Here is a 21,175-nt window from a genome sequence, read left to right as displayed (position 1 = left end):
GAGACAGGTTCATGAGTGACCTTGTGACAATCCGAGGCATTGTTGGAACGGAGCCTCAACTCAGCATTACGCCGAAGGGCGTTTCAATCCTGAAATTCCGCGTAGCTACACATGAGCGTAAACGCGACCTTGAAACCGGGCAGTGGGCTGATGGGCCGACCAATTGGTATGCCGTCTCGGCCTTCCGCACGCTGGGGGAGAACTCCATGGAATCGTTGGCGCAAGGCGACCACGTTATGATTTTTGGAAAACTGCAGATCCGGGACTTTGAACGCGCCGATGGAACTCGCGGAATCAGCGCAGACATCGAAGCGTATTCAATTGGTCACGATCTTCGTTTCGGGACCAGTTCATTCAGCCGAGTGCGGGCAGACACTGGCGAAATCGATCGAGTTCAGCATCCATCACGCTCGGCGGACACCGAAGGAAGCTGGCAAAACGATGATGGGGAAGCGGCCTAAACAAGCACGCTTTGGTGGTGTTCGATGGTTTCGTGTGAATCCGGGCACCACCAACTCAAAATAGTGGTGTGTGGATTCGGAAATGACCACGCTAACCGACTAGCCTTAAAGGTATGGCGGAATTCATTTACACGATGACCAAGGCCCGCAAGGCCGTTGGTGACAAAGTCATCCTTGACAATGTCAGCATGTCGTTCTTCCCCGGTGCCAAAATTGGTGTCGTGGGCCCAAACGGCGCTGGTAAGTCAACGATCCTGAAGATCATGGCGGGACTCGATACCCCGTCGAACGGTGAAGCACGTCTTTCACCCGGCTACTCGGTAGGCATCCTCCTGCAGGAACCACCACTAAATGAAGAAAAGACCGTTCTGGGCAACGTCCAGGAAGGCGTCGGAGAAATCTACGAAAAGATCACCCGATTCAACGAGATCTCTGAAGAGATGGCTCAGGAAGGCGCCGATTTCGACGCGCTCCTGGAAGAGATGGGGAAGCTGCAGGAAGCGATCGACGCAGCCGACGCATGGGACATCGACAACCAGCTAGAGCAGGCAATGGACGCCCTGCGCTGCCCACCGGGCGACGAGAAAGTCACCCATCTCTCCGGTGGTGAACGTCGACGCGTAGCATTGTGCAAGCTTCTGCTGCAGAAGCCGGATCTGCTGCTGCTCGATGAGCCCACTAACCACTTGGATGCCGAGTCCGTCCTGTGGCTGGAACAGCACCTGGCATCGTACCCAGGTGCCGTATTGGCCGTAACCCACGACCGCTACTTCCTGGACCATGTCGCCGAATGGATCTGTGAAGTTGATCGTGGTCGCCTGCACCCGTACGAGGGCAACTACTCCACTTACCTGGAGAAGAAGCGCGAACGCATGGAAGTACAGGGAAAGAAGGACCAGAAGCTTGCTAAGCGCCTGGCAGAAGAGCTTGAATGGGTTCGTTCGAATGCCAAGGGCCGTCAGACCAAGTCCAAGGCCCGTTTGGCACGATACGAAGAAATGGCAGCGGAGGCCGAGCGCACCCGCAAGCTGGACTTCGAGGAAATTCAGATCCCACCAGGCCCGCGTCTTGGCCAGGTAGTCATCGAGGCCGAGAACTTGAAGAAGGGCTTCGGCGATCGTGTGCTGATCGATGGCCTGTCGTTCTCTCTTCCTCGTAACGGCATCGTTGGTGTCATCGGTCCTAACGGTGTTGGCAAGTCGACTCTCTTCAAGACCATTGTTGGACTTGAAGAGCTTGACGGCGGAACGCTCAAGATCGGCGACACCGTCAAGATCTCCTACGTCGACCAGAACCGCGAGAATATTGACCCTGAGAAGTCGTTGTGGGAAGTAGTCTCGGATGGTCTTGACTACATCAACGTCGGACAGGTTGAGATGCCGTCGCGTGCCTACGTTTCGGCCTTCGGCTTTAAGGGTCCAGACCAGCAGAAGAAGGCAGGTGTGCTCTCCGGCGGTGAGCGCAACCGACTCAACCTGGCCTTGACCCTTAAGCAGGGCGGCAATCTGTTGCTGCTCGATGAGCCTACTAACGACTTGGATGTCGAAACTCTTTCGTCGTTGGAAAACGCATTGCTCGAGTTCCCGGGCTGCGCTGTCGTGGTCTCGCACGATCGTTGGTTCCTGGACCGAGTCGCGACCCACATCCTGGCCTACGAGGGCACTGAGGAAGATCCGGCGAACTGGTACTGGTTCGAGGGCAACTTTGACTCCTACGAGAGCAACAAGGTTGAACGACTGGGCGCCGATGCGGCCAAGCCGCACCGCGTCACCCATCGCCGCCTGACCCGTGATTAATAGCAGGTCATAAAATTAGCCGCCACGAATGTGGCGGCTAATTTTATGCCCTGTGTGGCCCGCATCTGTTAATTCGATGCGGAAGCAGCACGCAATTCGGAGAGCTTCAGATACTCTCGATCCTGGTAAACCAAGTGTTGCTGCAGCCGTTGACCGTGGAGGACTTCGTGGACTTCAGCCGCGATCAGTCGGGAACCTCCAATGCTGATCGAAGAATGAATGCTGGCCCGAAAGGCAACCGGTGCTTCAATAAAATGCGGTTCACCGGTCGGGAGGATCCGGAAGTTTTGATCACGCGTGAATCGCGGGGCACCGGGCTGGGCAAAGTTGCCAGCCAACTCTTGCTGGTCTTCTCCAAGTAAGTGGATGACGAAGCTTTGTGCAGCAAGTACGGCGCCGGCGGCTCCTGATTCTTTGGCCAGCGAAAACGAAACGGCAACTGGATCGATTGACAGCGACGCCAGAGAAGAGATCGTTAAGCCGTAATTTGCCTGGTCGATGGTTGCTGTTATTAGTGCTACTCCAGCCGGGTGGTGACGGAAGGCTGTGCGGAAGTCACTAGATAATTCGCTCACTGAGTACCTCCTTTGCCTGAAGTTAGAGTGCCAACCCCAGTAACTGATGCAAAAGCCCGAGCCTTTGCCAACAACTTTGAATACCTCTACCCTAAGACCTCAAGTAAACCTGAGGTCAAGAAAGGGGCAGGTGATGCTTCACACAGCGGAACATGGCGATTGTGCAAATGAATATCCCGGGCAAGAGCTGCTCAGTATCGGTCAAGTCAGTGACCGCACTGGCGTGGCCAGGTCCGCTCTGCACTACTACGAAGAAATTGGCCTGATCGCGGCTACACGAACGGCTGGAAATCAGCGACGCTTTCCTCGCCACCTGTTGCGGCGGATCTCTTTGATCACTGTGGGCAGCAAATTAGGTATTCCACTCGGCGACATAAAACGTGCCTTGGCGCCAGTGCCTATGGGGAAAATCCCTACAGAAAACGATTGGTTGCGGGCAACTGAAGAGTGGAAGAAAGTTCTCGAAGCGCGGCGACGTGCTATTGAGGAACTAGAAGATCGGCTTATGGGGTGCATCGGATGCGGCTGCCTATCGATGCAGGCCTGCAGCCTGCTGAATCCGGCAGACCAATTAGCGCATGAGGGCGCGGGAGCGCGGCGATTGGAAACTCCTGGAGCTGTTGCGAACGAATCGGAATAGCAGCAGGCCAGGCCCTGAAGCTGGCTCGAAATTTCCATGAATGCGGGGTTGACTTCGATGCGACCCGTTCCGAATTCTCGCAATGAACCCAGATCTAGCTAGAATTCCACCATGAGGATTGCTCAAATATTCCGTTTCCCTATTAAGGGGTTGCCGGGCGAAAAAATTGACTCGGCGGCCGTGAGAAAAGGAAGCGGTCTGGAAGGCGACCGTCGCGTTGCCTTTGGCAATGGCACCATCATGCATCGCGAAGACCAGTGGGAGAGCTGCCTTAGCTTCACGATCCTAAAGAACAACAAGAGCTTGCAAAAGTGGCGGGTTCATTCTCGGCCTCCGCTGATCACCATGACAGCCCCTGCTTCGACCGGTGCGGTGCCTCTCAGCTTTGACGTGAATAACCAAGCTGACATGGATGCCGCTCGTGCGTACCTGTCGAAATACTTGCCACCGCAGGGACCTATTCCGCGGAAATTAGTGTCGGCCCCGCAAGGAATGTTCGATTCCCGTCTGTCTGGCATTTCGATCATTAACCCGAATACGGTTGCGGAACTTTCGAGAGTATCAGGTGTGCACATGGATCCGCGCCGGTACCGGGGGAACCTGTTGATTGAGGGGGTGCCGGCCTATGCCGAGTACGGGCTAATTGGAAAAGTGCTGCGCATAGGTGATGTCCGTATTGCTATCACCAAGTCGATCGCTCGTTGCTCAGCGACATCTGTAAATCCGGTGTCGACCGAAGTGGATACGAATGGACCACGTTTGCTGGCGACTTACTTTGGCCATATCCACTGTGGCATTTATGGAACTGTCTTGGAACCAGGCGTCTTGGAGGCTGGCGCTGAGATTCAAATAGAAGACGATCCATCCGGAGCTGAAGAACTCGTGCCATCCAAGGTTTCGCCACGGTTCATGACCGTATTGCGGAATCAGGAGTTGGGTGCCGGAGTGGTCGAACTCCTGCTTGAGGATCCCTTCGGATGGATTGACAGGCACTATGAAGCCGGGATGCACTTGAGGGTTCACCTGCCGGACCCTCTGTGGAGAAATTACACCATTACATCCGTGGTTGGCTCGAGGATTGGTATCGATGTACGTGTCCAGGGCGAAGCCTCAAGCAAAATCGCACAATTGAATGAGGGCGAGCAAGTTCTTGTTTCGGGGCCCTACGGGGTCTTGACCTCGGCCAAGGTCCTGGGAGCCTGCACCGCGATTGTCAGCGCAGGTATTGGCATTACCCCTGCCTTGGGGTTGCTCGGCGATGAGGCCGCGGCCAATGACAGCCGCAAGTTGCGGATCATTCATGTTGAACGTGGAAGAGCCAGCGCTCTGTACTCCCGTTTGGAGCAGATGGCTTCTGAACTGAAATCGTCAATCTGCCTGAACCGAATCGACACAACTGAGGGCAGGCCCGGGCCTGCTGAGATAGCGCAGTATCTACAGGGTTGTGACAGCGTAGTGGTGTGCGGACCGGAAAAATTCACCAGTATGGTTTTTGAGGCATGCGAACGAGCGGGAATTCCGGCTTTGCAGATTCACCGTGAAGTCTTCGCCTCGCCCACTACTGATCTGGACAGGCTATTCGAGGACTATCCATCCGCGGAGGTCACTTGTCGTGACAGCCGAAGGTCATTTACTTGGAGTGCCAAAGACGGCGTATTGCTCGAAGCACTCGAAGATCAAGGCGTTGAACCTGCAAGCCTTTGCCGTTCGGGTTCTTGCGGCGAGTGCGCTGTGAAGCTTCTGAGGGGCAGAGTCTCGTACCCGTTAGAGCCAAGCGCCCGCGTGGAACAGGACCAGATCCTCACCTGCATGGCTGTGCCAGCGGGCGACATTGAATTAGGAGCATGAACTGCACGGGCGCTGCGCTTCAGATAAGTAACTAGTGTCCGTCCGAGAACTCGGGCAGGCGAATCATGCCTTCTTGGGCGACGGTAGCGACCAGCTCGCCGGCTTTGTTGTAGAACTTTCCAGTTCCAAGCCCACGGGCTGAAGACGCCGATGGAGAATGAAGTACGTAGAGCAGCCATTCATCAACACGGAAATCTCGATGCCACCACATCGCGTGGTCGAGGCTAGCGATGCTCAACCCGCGATGAACCCACGGCACACCATGGGCTCTCAGGGCGGGCTCAAGCAACATGTAGTCGCTGGCATACGCCAAAGCTGCGCGGTGAAGCGACAAGTCATCTGGCATTGCCGACGTAGTGCGGAGCCAGACCGCGCTATCGGCGATCTTGCTCGAATTGCCAGGTAGATAAATCGGTTCGGAAACATGACGTACGTCGAAGGGCCGTTCGAATGCCCATTCCTTGGCTACCGGATGGTCAAAGTGGCCCACGAGATCCGCTGTCGTCGGAAGCGACTCCGGCTCTGGGACATCGATGGGCATCGGATCATGATGCTCCAAGCCGATGGCAGGCTCTTGGAACGAGGTGATCATCGACAAGATCGGTTCGCCGTTTTGGTAAGCGTGCACTCTGCGAGCGGAGAATGAGCGGCCATCGCGCAAGCGCTGTACGCCGAAGGTAATGGTCTGGTTCGGGTCTCCCGGGCGCAAGAAGTATCCGTGCAGGGAATGGATGGCACGTGTCGGCTCGATGGTGCGCGTGGCAGCGATTATGGACTGGGCTAGAACCTGTCCTCCGAAAACGCGGGGTCGATTCTGAGCAGGGGTATGACCGATGAAGATATCCTCATCTGTGCGCGCCTGGTCTTCTCCATCCAGGTTCAATAGATCCAGCAGGATCTGGGTGGTGCCTAAGTCTTCGGTCACTGTGCGGGCTCCTCGTCATGCGCTAATGGAACTGAACCAGGGTCAATGTTACTTGAAAGTAACATTTTCTCATGGAAATTCGGTCTCATAGGAAAACTATACGTATCCTCGGTCGATATCACGCCATGAGCAAACTCGCCGCACATCGCTGTGGCTACGTGAGATTATGAATGTATGGCGAGTGATGCAGTGAATTTCGACGACAGCAATTCAGTAAGCGACTTAGCGAACTTTATTAGCCGCGCGAAAACGATTGAGGATGGCGCGGCCCAATTCGTCGCCCGAAAGACGGCTTTAGCAGTCTATGTACCGATTCTTGTCCCTGCTGATCTAGGGCAGGGTGGTTACACCATTCTCGGGATGCGCGTGCATCGCCTGGCCCAGCCTGCGGAAGTCAATGCCAGTTACTCTCTGGCTTCCATTCAAGATCGCCTTGCCCGCATGGGGGAGACGTCCGTTGAATTCTCCCTCCCGCCGGTTGAAGAGAATCCAAAATGGGCCGGGATCTCAGTTCCCGTTTCCGGTTGGGAAGACGCTGGGGCCGTAGCGAACGACACATTGTCGTCCTCAGCTCAAAGCGGCATCGACGCCGTGGCCCAGGCGTTGCCCGAAAACCCTGGGTTGCCGGTGCTAGTGCAGGTGCGCCAGCGAATCTGGTCGACACAGGTGCCAGACGTGGGAATGGAAATTCCGATGGGCGCTGCATTTGCCATGCATGCGCTGGGATTCTTGATTCCTGGCGGACAGTGCCGAGTACTTCGCAACGGCAGCTGGACTCGACTGAGCAACGAACGAGGGCACGTCCTGGCGCGCAAGGCTTCACTGCTCGTCTAAGCCGAATTAGAGAAATGGGCTAGAATTCGCCGTTTGGCGGTTCTAGTCCATATTTTCTAGAGCAGGCTCTGGTGTCCGTCCGGAGTGTTCAGCAGCGAGTGGGCTGCGCGCTCAAAATAATCGCGCAAAGTATCTGCTTGCAGCATCGGCAGCTCGAGTTGGTCGATAGCCTTATTCATGTGGCCCAGCCACACGTCACGATAGTGGCTGTTCACTGGGTAGTTGGCATGGCGCATGCGCAGTCGCGGGTGACCACGATGCTCGGAGAAAGTCGTTGGACCGCCCCAGTATTGTTCCAGGAACAGCTGGAGTCGAACCTGTGCAGCATGAAGTTCCTTTTCCGGATACATCCGCCGGAAGTCTGCATCTTCGGCAACTGAACTATAGAAATTCTTCGTTAACTGCGCGAATACCTCACGGCCGCCGACTTCTGCATAAAAGGTTCCCGGGAAGTCGGCAACATCAATCGGTGCCTCTGCGGCATCCAAGAACTCTTGGCTGGAGCGGCCTAGAACCAACGGATTGCTGAAGGGATCCTTCTTGCGGTCGGAGGCCGTGGGCTGGTTTTCAGTCATTCGTAAATTTCCTCAGGAGGCGCTAGGGGCAACCGGCTCGTGGAGAACCGGGAAGTTGACAGAGCGGGCGATGAAGCAAACCTTGTTTGCTTGGGCGTGGAGCGAATCTGCAAGCTCGCGCTGGGATTCATCGGCAAGATGGACTGTGGGCCGCAGCATGACCTGGGTGAACTCACCGCTGTTATCTCGGTTAAGGCGCAAAGATCCATAGGCATCATCCGTGTAAGCGGTCACATTCACGCCATGGGTGACTGCTACATGGAGGTACGAGAGCATGTGGCATTGGCTCAGGGCAGCTAGCAAAAGCTGTTCTGGATTCCAGCGATCGCGATCCCCGTGGAAGGTTGGATCCGCGGTGCCTGGCAATTCTGGCAACCCCGATGCACGCAATACATGGTCGCGACCGTAGCTTCGGTAGCTTTCGGTTCCGGTTCCACGATTGCCGGTCCATTCGAGGCCCACCCGGTATTCATGTTGCGAGAGGTCCATGAATCCATTCTCCCACTTTTAACCACAAGGTGGTGGCGACTTCCGCATTGAGCGGAAGAAGCCACCACCTGAACGACCCTAGATTCCTGGAACCAACGCATCGGCCTTGCGTGCGGCTAGCGCGCGGACGACGTCGGCACGCGACTCCACCAGCAATCGGCGCATCGCGGCGTGCTTGGAGCCCAAGGACCCCAGGAATTCATCCGTCTGCTTCAAGGTTTCCTCCGAAACGTTGGAGCTAGGGTAGAAGCCCAGCAGGATCTGCTTGGCCATCTCGTGGGAGTAGGATTCCCAGGCATTGACGAGCAACCCGAAGTACTCCTCTGCGTAGCCGGCGATCAGCGTGTTGTCGTGCACGTTGTTGAAACCGGTAATAATTGCGCTTTGCTGATCGTTGGACAGGGTGGCTGCGGTTGCAGCCGCGAATGCCTCTGCTTTCGATTCAGCAGTGGGTCGGGAAGCCCGCGCTGTGTACCACGACGCCTTGCCCTTGGCGGTATCGTCGTTGGCCAGAACGGCGTCGAGATCGGCATCGCTCATGTAGCCGCCAGCACTCAGCGCTATGGCCAAGGACCAACGCAAATCGGTGTCCACTACGAGGCCTGCCAAGCTTGCCGAGCCGTCGAACAGGCTTTTGACCTCGTCCAGCTGCGCGGTGGTGCGCGAGCGGTGGGCAAAGGCCTTTACGAACTGCAGCTGTGCGTCCGAACCGGCTTCAGCCTCGGAGGCCAGTTGCCACAGACGGTCTGCAGCCTGAACCGAAAGCTCTTCGCTGTGTTCGGGCGCGACGTAGAGGTCCAGTGAGGTGTTCAGCTGGCGCAGCAGCACCATGATCACGGTGGAATCTACTTCGTGGCCAATGTTGTTTAGCAGCAATTGGACGTATGTGCTCGCAGGTGCTTCGGCATCTCGCACAGAATCCCAGGCCGCAGACCAGACCAAGGTCCGGGGTAGCGACTCTTCGAAGTCCTTCAGATGCTCGGTGGCAGTAGCCAAGGAAACTTCATCCAAGCGAATCTTGGCATACGTCAGGTCATCGTCGTTGAGCAGGACCAAATCTGGACGTTGCCGGCCTACAAGCGCTGGAACTTCGGTGAGTTCGCCATCGATATCAAGTTCCTCGCGGTGCACTCGCTGCAGCACCCCAGCCTCGTCCAGCGAGTAGAAGCCTACGGCTAGACGATGCTGGCGCAGGGTCGGATGCTCCGCCACTGCGGACTGGCGGATGGCGAAGGAAGTGATGACGCCGTCTTCATCGATAGCCATCTCCGCCTTGAGCGTGTTCACTCCAGCAGTTTCCAGCCATTGAGCGCCCCAACCGCTCAGATCGCGGCCGCTGGCTGCTTCCAATTCCTTGAGCAAGTCTGGCAGCTCGGTGTTTGACCAGGCGTGCTTGGAGAAGTACTCGCGCACGCCTGACATGAATTCTTCCTGGCCCACGAAAGCTACCAGCTGTCGCAGAACGCTAGCGCCCTTGGCGTAGGTGATGCCGTCGAAGTTGACCTCGACGTCTTCCAGATCATTGATCGGGGCGACGATTGGGTGGGTGGATGGCAGCTGGTCCTGGCGGTAGGCCCAGTTCTTCTCCAAGGTGTTGAAGGTGGTCCAGGCACTGGTGAACTCGGTGTTCTGCGCTGCGGCCAGCGTGGACATGAATTCGGCGAATGATTCGTTCAGCCACAGATCGTTCCACCACTTCATGGTGACCAGGTCGCCGAACCACATGTGGGCCAGTTCGTGCAGGATGGTGATGGCGCGGCGTTCCACCATGGCGCCGGTGGGCCGGGACCGGAAAACGTATTCTTCGAGGAAGGTCACTGCTCCCGCGTTCTCCATGGCGCCGGCGTTGAACTCCGGCACGAAAAGCTGGTCGTACTTCTCAAACGGGTACGGAGTGCCGAAGTTCTTCTCATAGAATTCGAAGCCCTGTCGGGTGATGGCCACGATGTTCTCGACGTCCAGGTATTGCATCATTGATGCGCGGGCGAAGACGCCGAGCTCAATGGTGCGTCCGCTGGAGGAAACCAGGGAATCGCGGGCCACTTGGTAGGGGCCAGCAATCAGGGCGGTGATGTAGCAGGAGATGCGCTGGGTCGGCGCAAAGTCCCAGGTAGCGGAATCGCCGTTTTCGATTGGCTCGGGAGTAGGTGCGTTGGAGACTACCTTCCAGTATTTTGGGGCGGTTACCGAGAACTGGAAAGTGGCTTTCAAATCGGGTTGTTCGAAGACGGCGAACATGCGCCGGCAGTCCGCAACCTCGAACTGGGTATACAGGTATACTTCCTGGTCCACTGGGTCAACGAATCGATGCAGGCCCTCGCCGGTGTTCATGTACAGCGCGTCTGCGTCAATCACCAGCAGGTTTTCTGCGGCGAGATTCGGCAATTGAATGCGGATGCCATCGGAATGCTCGACAGGGTCCAGCTCTACTCCGTTGAGATTGATCGAGCGTACCGAATCGGTGACTGCATCAATGAAAGTCGACGCGCCGGCAGTAGCGGTGAAGCGAACAATAGTTTTTGAAGAAAAGACGCGCTCACCCTGAGTGAGATCCAGGCTTACCTCGTAGCTGTCAACGTTGAGCAGATTCGCGCGTTCGCTGGCCTCCGCGCGAGTGAGGTTCATTCCTGGCATGGGTTCTCCAATTCTTGGTGATGGTTATCCATCAGCGGAAGTTGTGAAACGAATATTGAATATCTGTCCATTGTGTCACCTGCGACGGGGCATTGCGCAAGTCATTGGGCCGAACAATTTACTCAATTTTCCAATAACTCCCATAAATTGCGTGCTTTGGGACGAGCGCAAGACTTATTGGGTTAATACTCCAGGGTGTGAGGCTGCGAAGTAGCGAGAGTGTGTGCTGCGGTCGCTATCCTAGATAGGACAGTAAAAGACCCCTCCCAAGTAAATGAGGCAATAGATTATGCGCGTGCATATCGCCACTGACCATGCAGGACTCGAGCTCAGCGATTACCTGGTGAAGCACCTGACGGCCAAGGGCTACGAAATGGTCAACCATGGGCCGAAGTCTTACGACCCAGAGGATGACTACCCGGCGTTCTGCATCAACGCTGCCTTAGCGGTCGTCGAAGATCAGCGTGCCGGCGTGGACGCGCTGGGCATCGTTTTGGGTGGATCGGGAAATGGCGAACAGATTGCGGCTAACAAGGTCGAGGGTATCCGTGCTGCACTGGCATGGAACTTGGACACCGCCAAGCTCGCCCGTGAACACAACAATGCAAATGTCATCGCTGTAGGCGGGCGCCAGCACTCGGTGGAAGAAGCAGCAGAACTTATCGAGGCCTTCCTTGCGGAGCCATTCAGCGAAGCTGAACGCCATGTACGCCGCATCAGCAAGATCGCTGCATACGAGACTACCGGCGAGGTCATCGAGTAGTCGTGCCGGAAGGACATTCCCTTCACCGCCTTGCCCGCCAATTCGACGATGTCTTTGGCGGGCAAACGGTTCTCGTCTCGTCCCCGCAAGGCCGTTTCAGTTCTGATGCGGAACGAATCGATGGCCACCAGCTAGAGCACGCCTTTGCCAAAGGCAAGCAACTATTCTGCCGTTTTTCCAACGATTTGTATCTTCGCGTGCATTTGGGACTCTATGGCGCCTTCAGTTTCGGCGGCGATCAGCACTTTACTGGTGCCTCGTCGATCGGTGCGCCACGGAAGATTGGCGAAAGCGAAACAGGCACCACTTCCGACGCTGAATCGTACAACGGGCCGCCTGCGCCGGTTGGCGCAGTACGGGTACGAATCGTTTCCGAGCATGGTTGGGCGGATTTGCGTGGGCCGACGGCGTGCGAGGTGTTGGATCATGACCGGGTTCAAGCGCACCTGAATAAGCTGGGGCCGGATCCATTGATTGGTTCTGCGGTTCGGTTTAGAGCTGCCAAGGGCCAAGCGGACATCGCGGACTCCGAAACATTGCTTGAAGCAGGGCACAAAGAATTTCGTGCCAATCTGTTGAAGACGAAGACTCCCATCGGCGTCGCGCTAATGAATCAGTCCGTCATCTCCGGCGTTGGGAACATTTACCGTGCCGAAGCATTATTCCGGAATCGTATTTCTCCGGCGCTGCCAGCGAATGAGCTAAGTGCTCAGAAAACCAGGAAACTTTGGTGGGACATCGTCTCCGTCATGGAAGACGGTGTTCGCGATGGCAAGATCATTACTACCTTGCCCGAGGACCGGGACCCTCAGGGCGTGATTTGGCCGGACAACGCGTATTACGTTTACCAACGGCAAGGCATGCAGTGCCGTAAATGCTCGGCCCGGATTTCCCTGGCTGAAGTCGCGGCTCGGAAGTTGTATTGGTGCCCACGCTGTCAGAAGAGGCCTCGTCAACGACACTCGACTTAGTCGGTAAGTGCCACGATGAGACGGATGGAATTCTTTTCGTTCCGACTTATCGGCGTGTTTTGCCGGCCAGTCCTTCGTACGGGTGCTAGGGGAGAGGGCCCAAGTGAGACGTGGAATCCTCGATTTGCAAAGCAAGAGTTTTATGGTCTAGACTGAATCTTGTTCGAAGCGCAGGTGCTTCGAAATGGGGATGTAGCTTAATGGTAAAGCCTTAGTCTTCCAAACTAATGACGCGGGTTCGATTCCCGTCATCCCCTCCGTTTGAAAAGGTTCCGCTGTGCGGGACCTTTTCGTATACCCGGCAGAAAATCAGTTCTTCCAAACTTTTTATTCTGAGGTACTGGCCGCTTCAAACGGGCTGCCCTTATCCGAGCGACATCTCCAAATGATCGGCCCTGGATGTTGCTTCGCGGTTTTCTGGCGAGCTCATCCATCGAGTGCTTGAAATACGCTTTCGATTGCTTGAACATTTTGCCGGATTTCCAGATTGTGAACCGGGAATCACCAACGTGCCTCGGTGCACGGCAGTTGCCCATGGTTACTGCCGGCTTTTTTGAAGGCGCAGCGTTCGTACACAAATCCTTGGAATATCGATTTAGCTATGCTTACGGCTCTGGCGGTGGGTTCCTTGGAAGGATCTCGGCGTCCGTTAACCCAGGAACGAGGATTCCGAAGGTTGAGAATACACTTGTAATTCAACTCACGAATATGCGATTTCTGGAACGAATCAGGCAGGTGAAACGAGAAAAACCGCGGAATTACGCGGATGTCATTGTGCTACTTGCAAAATCCTCGATTTTGCTTTTGGTTCGAACCCGTGTAACTTAGTTTCTTGTGATCAGCACGGGAAACAAAAAATTCCCGAACCGATTACAAAGCGGTTTGTCCAGATGAAACAAGCTTTCTTCTGAACTTCACCGGGGTGTAGCTCAGCTTGGCTAGAGCGCGCGCTTTGGGAGCGTGAGGTCGCAGGTTCGAATCCTGTCACCCCGACTTTATGACTGGAGAAGTCTGGTCATGGAATTGAGATTTGAGAAATCAAGTCTCGTGAGTAATGGCGATTGAGAAATCTTCACTATTCAAGCAACACGGTTAGTTGGAAGCAGTCATCCTAGGATGCGGCTTCCTGGCTAATCGGGGTGTAGCTCAGCTTGGCTAGAGCGCGCGCTTTGGGAGCGTGAGGTCGCAGGTTCGAATCCTGTCACCCCGACTTTGCGAGTGGATATCTTCGGATGGAGCCCGTGAAAATTGAGAGCTAAATATAATTTAGATCTTGTGATCACTAAGAACCGTAAAAGGTAACTAGTAAGCATCACAAACGATTAGTGGATACAGGATGACTCGGGTTAGACTGTTCACTGCTAATCGGGGTGTAGCTCAGCTTGGCTAGAGCGCGCGCTTTGGGAGCGTGAGGTCGCAGGTTCGAATCCTGTCACCCCGACTCTGTCGAACAACCCCGCAACGCCACCATGTTGCGGGGTTTTTTGCAGATTAGACCTAATATTAGACAACTCAGGAGTACAACGCTGTGAAGAGCGCCGTCGAAAACGTCAACCCGACCCGGGTTAAGCTGACCGTTGAAGTTCCTTACGAGGAACTGAAGCCCCGCGTCGATGAGGCGTACAAGACCATCGCTCAGCAGATCCAGATCCCCGGCTTCCGCAAGGGTAAAGTTCCTGCAAAGCTGATCGACCAGCGCGTCGGCCGTGGCCACGTCATCGAGACCGCTGTTAACGAAGGTCTGAACGAGTACTACCAGAAGGCAATGGTTGAGAACGAACTCACCCCATTGTCCCGCCCAGAGGTAGACATCACCGAACTGCCATCCCTGGAAAAGGAAGGCGAAGGCCAGCTGGTCTTCACCCTAGAGGTAGACGTACGTCCGAAGGTTGAACTTCCGGACTACAAGGGCATCGAGGTTTCTGTTGAGGCCAAGGAAGTTGCTGACGAGGACATCGAGAAGGCTCTCGACGACCTGCGCGGCCGTTTCGGCACCCTGAAGGAAGTTGAAGCTCCAGCAGCTGCAGACTCCTTCGTAACCATCGACCTGACCGCTTCCGTTGAAGGCGAAGAAGTCGACTCCGCACAGGGCCTGTCCTACCAGATCGGTTCCGGCAACATGCTTGAGGGCATGGACGAAGCCGTTACCGGCCTGTCCGCTGGCGAAGACGCAACCTTCGAAACCACCCTGGCTGGCGGCGAGCACGCTGGCAAGTCCGCAACCGTCAAGGTCGTAGTCAACGCTGTGAAGCAGCGTGAACTGCCAGAAGCTAACGACGACTTCGCTCAGCTGGCTTCGGAATTCGACACCATCGCCGAACTGCGCGAGAACCTGGCAAAGGACGCCGCAGAGGGCAAGGTCGTCGAGCAGGGCGTAGAGGCTCGTGAGCTGGTTCTGGACAAGCTGGTTGAGCTGGTTGAGGTCCCTGTTCCTGCTTCGGTTATCGACGAGCAGATCGAGCAGCACTTCAACGCTCCGAACTCCGAAGAGGGCCACGACACCGAGGAGCACCGTGCAGAGGTTCGCGAGAACACCGAGCGTGCCTTCAAGAACGAAATCATCCTGGACGCAGTTGCAGATGCTGAAGAAGTTGGCGTCGAGCAGTCCGAGCTGATCGACTACATCGTCCAGACCGCAGGCCAGTACGGCATGGAACCAAACCAGTTCGCACAGATGCTGGACGGCGCAGGCCAGGTTCCGATGCTCATGGGCGAAGTTCGCCGCCGCAAGGCACTGGCAAAGGTTCTCGAGTTCGCTACGGTCACCGATTCCAACGGTGCCGCAGTTGACCTGACCTCCTTCGTCAAGCCAGCCGGTGAAGAAGAGGCAGCTGAGGTTGAAACCGAAGAAGCCAAGTAGTCTTCACTAAACTCTGATGGCCGTCGGCCGCTTGTTCAACGCAAGCCGCCGATGGCCATTTTTGTTCGCTTCAGGCGTGCATCATGCGCCGTGAGCGAAACAGGGGCATGAAACGGCCCAAGATTGCCTTGAAGTAAGTAATCTCAAAGTAACCAGTTGCAGCTATGGGATTAGAAACAGAGATTCCAGAAACTGATCTACACGTTTGGAAGAGGTAGAGAACATGTCAAATGATTCGCGCACTCCCACTATGGCAGCCGCAGAGCCGGCCGGCCGTGATGACTACATCTACAACCGCCTGCTCAAGGAGCGCATCATCTGGCTGGGCTCCGACGTCCGCGACGACAATGCGAATGCCATTTGCTCGCAGTTGCTGCTGCTCTCGGCAGAGGATCCTGAGAAGGACATCTACCTGTACATCAACTCGCCAGGCGGCTCGATCACCGCTGGCATGGCCATCTACGACACCATGAACTTCATCCCGAACGACGTGGTGACCGTAGCTACCGGCCTGGCAGCATCGATGGGACAGTTTCTGCTGTCCTCGGGCACCCCGGGCAAGCGTTTCGCCACTCCGAACGCACGCATTCTGATGCACCAGCCATCGGGCGGCATCGGCGGTACCGCCTCGGACATCAAGATCCAGGCTGAACTGATCATGCACATGAAGAAGGTCATGAGCGAGCTGACTGCAGAACAGACCGGTCAGACCGTGGAGCAGATCCTCATCGACAACCAGCGTGATAAGTGGTTCACCGCAGAAGAAGGCCTGAAGTACGGCTTCTTCGATCAGATCGCAACCCACGCAGGCTCGGTCACCGGTGTTGTAGGCGACGACGACAAGTAGTCGTACCGCACCGCTTGATACCCAAAGATTTGTCCAAGGAGAAAACCATGAACTTCAATCCGGAAGCCGTTAGCGGTCAGATGCCGTCGGCCCGCTACATCCTGCCACAGTTCGAAGAGCGCACCCCATACGGTTTCAAGCGCCAGGACCCTTACGCAAAGCTGTTCGAGGATCGCATCATTTTCCTCGGCGCCCAGGTCGATGACGCATCGGCTGATGATGTCATGGCCCAACTGCTGGTCCTGGAATCCATGGACCCAGAGCGCGACGTCACCCTTTACATCAACTCGCCAGGTGGTTCCTTCACCGCGATGACTGCAATCTATGACACGATTCAGTTCATCCGCCCGGAGGTGCAGACCGTCTGCCTCGGCCAGGCTGCATCAGCAGCAGCAGTACTGCTCGCAGCCGGCACCCCGGGCAAGCGTTTAGCACTGCCTAACGCCCGCGTGCTGATCCACCAGCCAGCAATGGGTGGCGGCGAACGCGGTACCGCGACCGACCTGCAGATCCAGGCCGAAGAAGTCATGCGCATGCGCAGCTGGCTGGAAGAGACCATTGCGTCCCACTCCGGCCAGAAAGTTGAGAAGGTCCGCGACGACGTGGAGCGCGACCTGTTCATGACGGCGAGCGAAGCGAAGGCCTACGGCATCGTCGACGAGGTATTGACTCCTCGCAAGCTGAACCGCGCCCAGCTGGGAAGCTAGCGCATACTTGGAATAATCCAGGATGAATGGCGGTTTGCCTAGTTGCTGGTCTGTCCAAAGGCAGATAGGGCGCAACACAGGTAAACCGCCATATTCATCTAATTTGGGGGACAACTAGCCTAGAATTGGGTAAGTCCACAGCTACTCAAGTAAACGGGAGAATGGTGCGATGGGACGCATGGGTGAAGGCTCGGATCTGTTGAAATGCTCTTTCTGCGGAAAGAGCCAGAAGCAGGTTAAGAAGCTAATAGCAGGCCATGGTGTCTACATTTGTACTGAATGCATCGAACTCTGCAACGAAATCATCGCCGAAGAGTTTGCTGAAGAGCAGGTGCATGAGGAGTTCTCCCTGGCCAAGCCACGCGAGATCTTTGATTCGCTGCAGGAATACGTCATCGGCCAAGAGAACGCCAAGCGGGCACTCTCGGTTGCTGTCTACAACCATTACAAGCGCATCCACGGCAACCAGGACCACGGTCCCGTTGCTGCGCTGACTAACGAAGACCCACTGGATGACGTGGAAGTCTCGAAGTCGAACATCATGCTTATCGGTCCTACTGGATGCGGCAAAACCTATCTGGCTCAGTCGTTGGCGAAGAAGCTGAATGTTCCATTCGCAGTCGCAGACGCGACAAGCCTTACCGAAGCAGGCTACGTGGGAGAAGACGTGGAGAACATTCTCCTCAAGCTCCTCCAGGCCGCCGACTATGACGTCAAGAAGGCTGAAACCGGCATCATCTACATTGACGAGATCGACAAGATTTCCCGCAAGAGCGAGAACCCTTCGATCACGCGAGATGTCTCAGGCGAAGGTGTCCAGCAGGCACTGCTGAAGATTCTTGAAGGTACAGTTGCAGCCGTGCCACCTCAGGGTGGCCGCAAGCACCCGCATCAGGATTTCATTCAGCTCGATACCACCAACATTCTTTTCATTGTTGCCGGCGCCTTTGCAGGCTTGGAAGAGATCATTTCTTCTCGCGCAGGACAGAAAGGCATTGGCTTCGGGGCCCCGCTGACCGCGCTGAAGTCCGAAACTGCTTCCTATTCGGATGTTCGGCCTGAGGACCTGCTCAAGTTCGGACTGATTCCAGAATTCATTGGACGCCTCCCGGTGATCACTACGGTGGAGCACCTGGACAAGGATGCGTTGGTTCGAGTGCTGACCGAGCCGAAGAATGCACTGCTCAAGCAGTACCAGAAGATGTTCCAGATGGACGGCGTAGCATTGAGTTTCGACCAATCCGCTCTCGACGCCATCGCGGAACTGGCTATTGCACGTGAGACGGGCGCACGTGGCCTGCGTTCAATTCTTGAAGAAACTCTTGGCGGAGTGATGTTCGATTTGCCAAGCCGCGACGATGTAGCTGAAGTGGTAATCTCTCGCGCCACCGTCATCGACCGCGAAGAGCCCACGCTGCTCTCGCACGCGATGGTCGCCAAGCGCGACAAGAAGTCTGCATAGACCACGTCCATAAAATTCTTTTCGGAAGAAAGTTGGTAGTTCATGGCTGAACGTCAGCAAGTCGATTTCTGGTTCGATCCAATCTGCCCATTCGCATGGGCGACGAGCCGCTGGATCAAGGAGGTAGAAAAGGTTCGCAGCATCGATGTGACCTGGCATGTCATGAGCCTTTCGATGCTTAACGAAGGACGGGATCTTCCCGCTGACTACCGCGCTAAGATGGACGATTCGTGGGGACCGGTACGTGTGATCACCCGTGCCGCCCAGGAGCACGGCGATGACGTTAAAGACAGCCTGTACACGGCAATGGGCGAGTTGTTCCATTACGAAAAGATCGAAGACCGTGGGGAAGTGATTTCCAAGGCCCTGGCGAAGGTCGGACTCCCAGCAGAACTCGCTGAGGCGGCGGATACTGACGGCAATGACGAGGCCTTGCGTGCCAGCCACGAGGTTGGAATTGGCAAAGTGGGTCAGGATGTCGGAACACCAATCCTCGCCGTTGACGGCGTTGCCTTCTTCGGGCCGGTAATCACTCGCATTCCAACCGGAGAAGATGCAGGCAAGATGTTTGATGCCGCGGCGCAACTCGCATCGTTCCCATACTTCTTCGAAATGAAGCGTACCCGCACCGAAAGCCCAATTTTCGACTAAGCGAAAATTCATTGTCCAAAGGACGTTGTCTCATGGAGAGACAACGTCCTTTGTGCTTAGCAGGGAACTCAGCGGCAGCGTCAGCGTGGATCTACCGACCTTCCGCGCTTCGATTGATGCAGTTATCCATCCGATGTGCTCCTTGTGCGGCGGAGAATTGGCCACACTGTCCTGAGGGGTTGCGTCGATCATTTCACCGGATCTTCGTGGAGCGCGGAAACTGGCTCACACATTGCCGGCGAAAATGATTCCCGGCAGCCACTCTCATTGGCCGGCGCCCGCTAACGGATGTTTCAGGTAATCGGCGCGCGAGGTTCGACGGATTGCTTGGGATGATCTCGCCAAAAGTAGCGGACGGCCGATGACTTAGGCCATGCGCCCATCGTCTTGGTGGTGAGCCCGAGATGCCCCTGCAGGGACCTGCGAACGCAGAACCCGGTGTCGCAGGAAGGACACTGGTGATCCAGGCGTTGGTTCCGTGTTGTGCTCAGACGCGTGAATAAGTCCATTTTCGACATCTAATTAACTCATATTTTTTCCTTCTGCCCAGCCATCGTACTGCCGAAAAGTACCTGTTACCGAAGTTTCCGTTTCATATATTCGCGGTTGCTGGCCCGCCGTTGAAAGATGAATCCTGGAGATCCAATAGTGATTTGATTCACAAGTAATTGTGGGGTCGAGCCGAAACCGGCTGATCTGGCTGGGCTATCAGCGGGGGAGCGGGCAACGTGCGCGGACGAATTAAAGTATCTGTTCCAGGCTAATTTCGCTTCACAAATTGAGCGCCGCAGGCGAATCACGACACAGTCGACGGAGGGAAAGATTCCTGTAGAAAATGCTTGAAGTGTGTGTTTGACTATTTCCCACGAGTGCAACCGCACCCCCATCGATAGTGGCAAAGAAGCCACTGGACAAGGAGTTAAATCGTGCAGATTCGTTCTCTAATTACGGATTCATCCAAGGGCAGAGGGCGCCGCAAGCTGGCAGGCGCCGCAGTCCTTGCGAGCGCACTGATGCTTAGCGCGGCCCCAATGGCCTCGGCAACGCCGACGACAACGGGCGGAGAGATCGAGTCGATCACGATCTCTCAGCAGAAGGCTGAAGCTGCGGTGGACTACTGGACCGCAGACCGGATGAAGGCCGCAAAGAACGCAGATTCACTCGTTGCTGGAAAGTCGGGCTCGGCCGCCAAGGTCGAAATCGGCAAGCCTGCCAAGGTGTCTGGCCATGGAGCTGACGTTGCAGCGGGCAAGCAGACGCAGAAGAAGGGTAGCAAGACCCGCGCAACCCAGGAAACTCCGGTCTCGCACATCGGCAAGGTCTTCTTCACCCTTGGTGGATCAGACTATGTCTGCTCCGGCAATGCTGTGGTCTCCGCCAATGAGTCGACCGTCTCCACTGCAGGGCACTGCTTGAACGAAGGACCGGGCGCATTCGCCACCCGTTGGGTATTCGTCCCGGCCTATGAGAATGGCAACGCACCGTACGGCTCCTTCGCAGCGACCGAGCTGGTGGCGCCAACCGAATGGTCCAACGGCGGTGACATCTCCTATGACACCGGCTTCGCAGTCGTCAGCACGAGCGGTGGTTCGACCCTGACAGATGCCGTCGGCGCATCCGGCGTTGCATTCAACCAGGCACGCGGCGAGCAGTACACCGCGTACGGCTACCCAGCTGCCTCGCCATTCAACGGCGAGACCCTGCAGTCATGCACCGGCTACGCGAGCGACGATCCCTTTGGCCAGTCGCAGTCCCAGGGCATTCCATGCAACATGACCGGCGGCTCCTCGGGCGGACCATGGTTCCTGGGCAGCGGTTCGGACGGCTACCAGAACTCGGTGAACAGCTTCGGATACAGCTCCGTGCGCGACACCATGTTCGGGCCATACTGGGGTTCGGTGATCCAGCAGGCTTACCAGAACGCGCAGAACTAAACGCTCACTCGCCGGCGGCTGGACATTGATGGGGATCCAGCCGTTGGCATGGAGCAGAAGGGAAAGATGGTGGCCAATGGAGATTCGCCAGCTGACCGGTCCAAGACTCCGGTCCAGAGGCATCGTCTTGAGAACAGCGCCGAAGACCAGCTGAAATACTTCACCGACCAACGTCGACGCGCAGCTCGTCCCATAGAAAAACC

Annotated in this window: 18 protein-coding genes and 4 tRNA genes; 17 read left to right on the top strand and 5 right to left on the bottom strand. The window is 56.1% G+C overall.

What is annotated here, in order from left to right:
• Positions 1-11 precede the first annotated feature (11 nt).
• Both ATK23_RS06265 and ettA read left to right on the top strand, forming a co-directional pair.
• A complete protein-coding gene (locus tag ATK23_RS06265; protein WP_066138692.1) occupies positions 12-461 on the top strand; it encodes a single-stranded DNA-binding protein in 450 nt (149 codons plus the stop codon).
• 113 nt (positions 462-574) lie between these two features.
• On the top strand, positions 575-2,257 hold the full coding sequence (gene ettA, locus ATK23_RS06260) for an energy-dependent translational throttle protein EttA (protein WP_038990800.1): 1,683 nt from the start codon (positions 575-577) through the stop codon (positions 2,255-2,257).
• A 68-nt stretch (positions 2,258-2,325) separates the two neighbouring features.
• On the opposite strand, the gene ATK23_RS06255 is transcribed toward ettA, so the two are convergent.
• Positions 2,326-2,832: a flavin reductase family protein gene (locus tag ATK23_RS06255; RefSeq protein ID WP_157801638.1), complete on the bottom strand. Its 507-nt coding sequence runs from the start codon at positions 2,830-2,832 to the stop codon at positions 2,326-2,328.
• A gap of 133 nt (positions 2,833-2,965) precedes the next feature.
• Between ATK23_RS06255 and soxR the strand changes: the two genes are divergently transcribed.
• Both soxR and ATK23_RS06245 read left to right on the top strand, forming a co-directional pair.
• Positions 2,966-3,472 carry a redox-sensitive transcriptional activator SoxR gene (soxR, locus tag ATK23_RS06250; RefSeq protein ID WP_083515446.1) on the top strand — a complete coding sequence of 169 codons (507 nt, stop codon included), beginning with the start codon at positions 2,966-2,968 and terminating at the stop codon, positions 3,470-3,472.
• A gap of 111 nt (positions 3,473-3,583) precedes the next feature.
• Positions 3,584-5,320, top strand: coding sequence for an MOSC domain-containing protein (locus ATK23_RS06245; protein ID WP_066138687.1), 1,737 nt, complete (start codon positions 3,584-3,586; stop codon positions 5,318-5,320).
• A 31-nt stretch (positions 5,321-5,351) separates the two neighbouring features.
• Here ATK23_RS06245 and ATK23_RS06240 read toward each other — a convergent pair whose 3' ends face one another.
• Complete coding sequence (locus ATK23_RS06240; RefSeq protein WP_038990804.1) at positions 5,352-6,245, bottom strand: acyl-CoA thioesterase; 894 nt, start codon at positions 6,243-6,245, stop codon at positions 5,352-5,354.
• Between the two features lie 174 nt (positions 6,246-6,419).
• Here ATK23_RS06240 and ATK23_RS06235 point away from each other — a divergent pair, with 174 nt between their 5' ends.
• A complete protein-coding gene (locus tag ATK23_RS06235) occupies positions 6,420-7,079 on the top strand; it encodes a DUF8185 domain-containing protein (RefSeq protein WP_066138684.1) in 660 nt (219 codons plus the stop codon).
• A 56-nt stretch (positions 7,080-7,135) separates the two neighbouring features.
• On the opposite strand, the gene ATK23_RS06230 is transcribed toward ATK23_RS06235, so the two are convergent.
• The 3 genes from ATK23_RS06230 to pepN all read right to left on the bottom strand — a co-directional run bounded on the left by ATK23_RS06230 (position 7,136) and on the right by pepN (position 10,777).
• On the bottom strand, positions 7,136-7,654 hold the full coding sequence (locus tag ATK23_RS06230; protein ID WP_052253678.1) for a globin: 519 nt from the start codon (positions 7,652-7,654) through the stop codon (positions 7,136-7,138).
• Between the two features lie 12 nt (positions 7,655-7,666).
• The gene (locus tag ATK23_RS06225) at positions 7,667-8,143 is read right to left on the bottom strand and encodes an OsmC family protein (RefSeq protein ID WP_066138682.1); all 477 of its coding nucleotides are present in this window, start codon (positions 8,141-8,143) and stop codon (positions 7,667-7,669) included.
• Positions 8,144-8,221: 78 nt separating this feature from the next.
• Complete coding sequence (gene pepN, locus ATK23_RS06220) at positions 8,222-10,777, bottom strand: aminopeptidase N (RefSeq protein WP_066138680.1); 2,556 nt, start codon at positions 10,775-10,777, stop codon at positions 8,222-8,224.
• Between the two features lie 289 nt (positions 10,778-11,066).
• On the opposite strand from pepN, the gene ATK23_RS06215 reads away from it, so the two are divergent.
• The 12 genes from ATK23_RS06215 to ATK23_RS06155 all read left to right on the top strand — a co-directional run bounded on the left by ATK23_RS06215 (position 11,067) and on the right by ATK23_RS06155 (position 20,972).
• Positions 11,067-11,540, top strand: coding sequence for a ribose-5-phosphate isomerase (locus tag ATK23_RS06215; protein WP_038990807.1), 474 nt, complete (start codon positions 11,067-11,069; stop codon positions 11,538-11,540).
• A 2-nt stretch (positions 11,541-11,542) separates the two neighbouring features.
• A complete protein-coding gene (locus tag ATK23_RS06210; RefSeq protein ID WP_066138677.1) occupies positions 11,543-12,511 on the top strand; it encodes an Fpg/Nei family DNA glycosylase in 969 nt (322 codons plus the stop codon).
• Positions 12,512-12,697: 186 nt separating this feature from the next.
• Positions 12,698-12,768: transfer RNA gene (locus ATK23_RS06205), tRNA-Gly, on the top strand.
• 661 nt (positions 12,769-13,429) lie between these two features.
• Positions 13,430-13,504: transfer RNA gene (locus ATK23_RS06195), tRNA-Pro, on the top strand.
• A 142-nt stretch (positions 13,505-13,646) separates the two neighbouring features.
• Positions 13,647-13,721, top strand: a tRNA-Pro gene (locus ATK23_RS06190).
• Between the two features lie 156 nt (positions 13,722-13,877).
• Positions 13,878-13,952 (top strand) — tRNA-Pro (locus tag ATK23_RS06185).
• Between the two features lie 87 nt (positions 13,953-14,039).
• Positions 14,040-15,371: a trigger factor gene (tig, locus tag ATK23_RS06180; RefSeq protein ID WP_038990810.1), complete on the top strand. Its 1,332-nt coding sequence runs from the start codon at positions 14,040-14,042 to the stop codon at positions 15,369-15,371.
• A gap of 223 nt (positions 15,372-15,594) precedes the next feature.
• The gene (locus ATK23_RS06175) at positions 15,595-16,218 is read left to right on the top strand and encodes an ATP-dependent Clp protease proteolytic subunit (protein ID WP_255209556.1); all 624 of its coding nucleotides are present in this window, start codon (positions 15,595-15,597) and stop codon (positions 16,216-16,218) included.
• Between the two features lie 47 nt (positions 16,219-16,265).
• Positions 16,266-16,925 (top strand): ATP-dependent Clp protease proteolytic subunit, encoded by a 660-nt coding sequence (locus ATK23_RS06170; RefSeq protein WP_038990812.1) that lies wholly within the window; start codon positions 16,266-16,268, stop codon positions 16,923-16,925.
• 169 nt (positions 16,926-17,094) lie between these two features.
• Positions 17,095-18,387 carry an ATP-dependent Clp protease ATP-binding subunit ClpX gene (gene clpX / locus ATK23_RS06165; protein WP_066138672.1) on the top strand — a complete coding sequence of 431 codons (1,293 nt, stop codon included), beginning with the start codon at positions 17,095-17,097 and terminating at the stop codon, positions 18,385-18,387.
• Positions 18,388-18,429: 42 nt separating this feature from the next.
• A complete protein-coding gene (locus tag ATK23_RS06160; protein WP_066138669.1) occupies positions 18,430-19,038 on the top strand; it encodes a mycothiol-dependent nitroreductase Rv2466c family protein in 609 nt (202 codons plus the stop codon).
• Between the two features lie 926 nt (positions 19,039-19,964).
• A complete protein-coding gene (locus tag ATK23_RS06155; protein WP_066138667.1) occupies positions 19,965-20,972 on the top strand; it encodes a trypsin-like serine peptidase in 1,008 nt (335 codons plus the stop codon).
• Positions 20,973-21,175: the final 203 nt, after the last annotated feature.

This window comes from Glutamicibacter nicotianae (assembly GCF_002797775.1).
In the GTDB taxonomy this organism is placed as follows: domain Bacteria; phylum Actinomycetota; class Actinomycetes; order Actinomycetales; family Micrococcaceae; genus Glutamicibacter; species Glutamicibacter nicotianae.
This window is presented reverse-complemented; position numbering and strand designations above follow the sequence as displayed.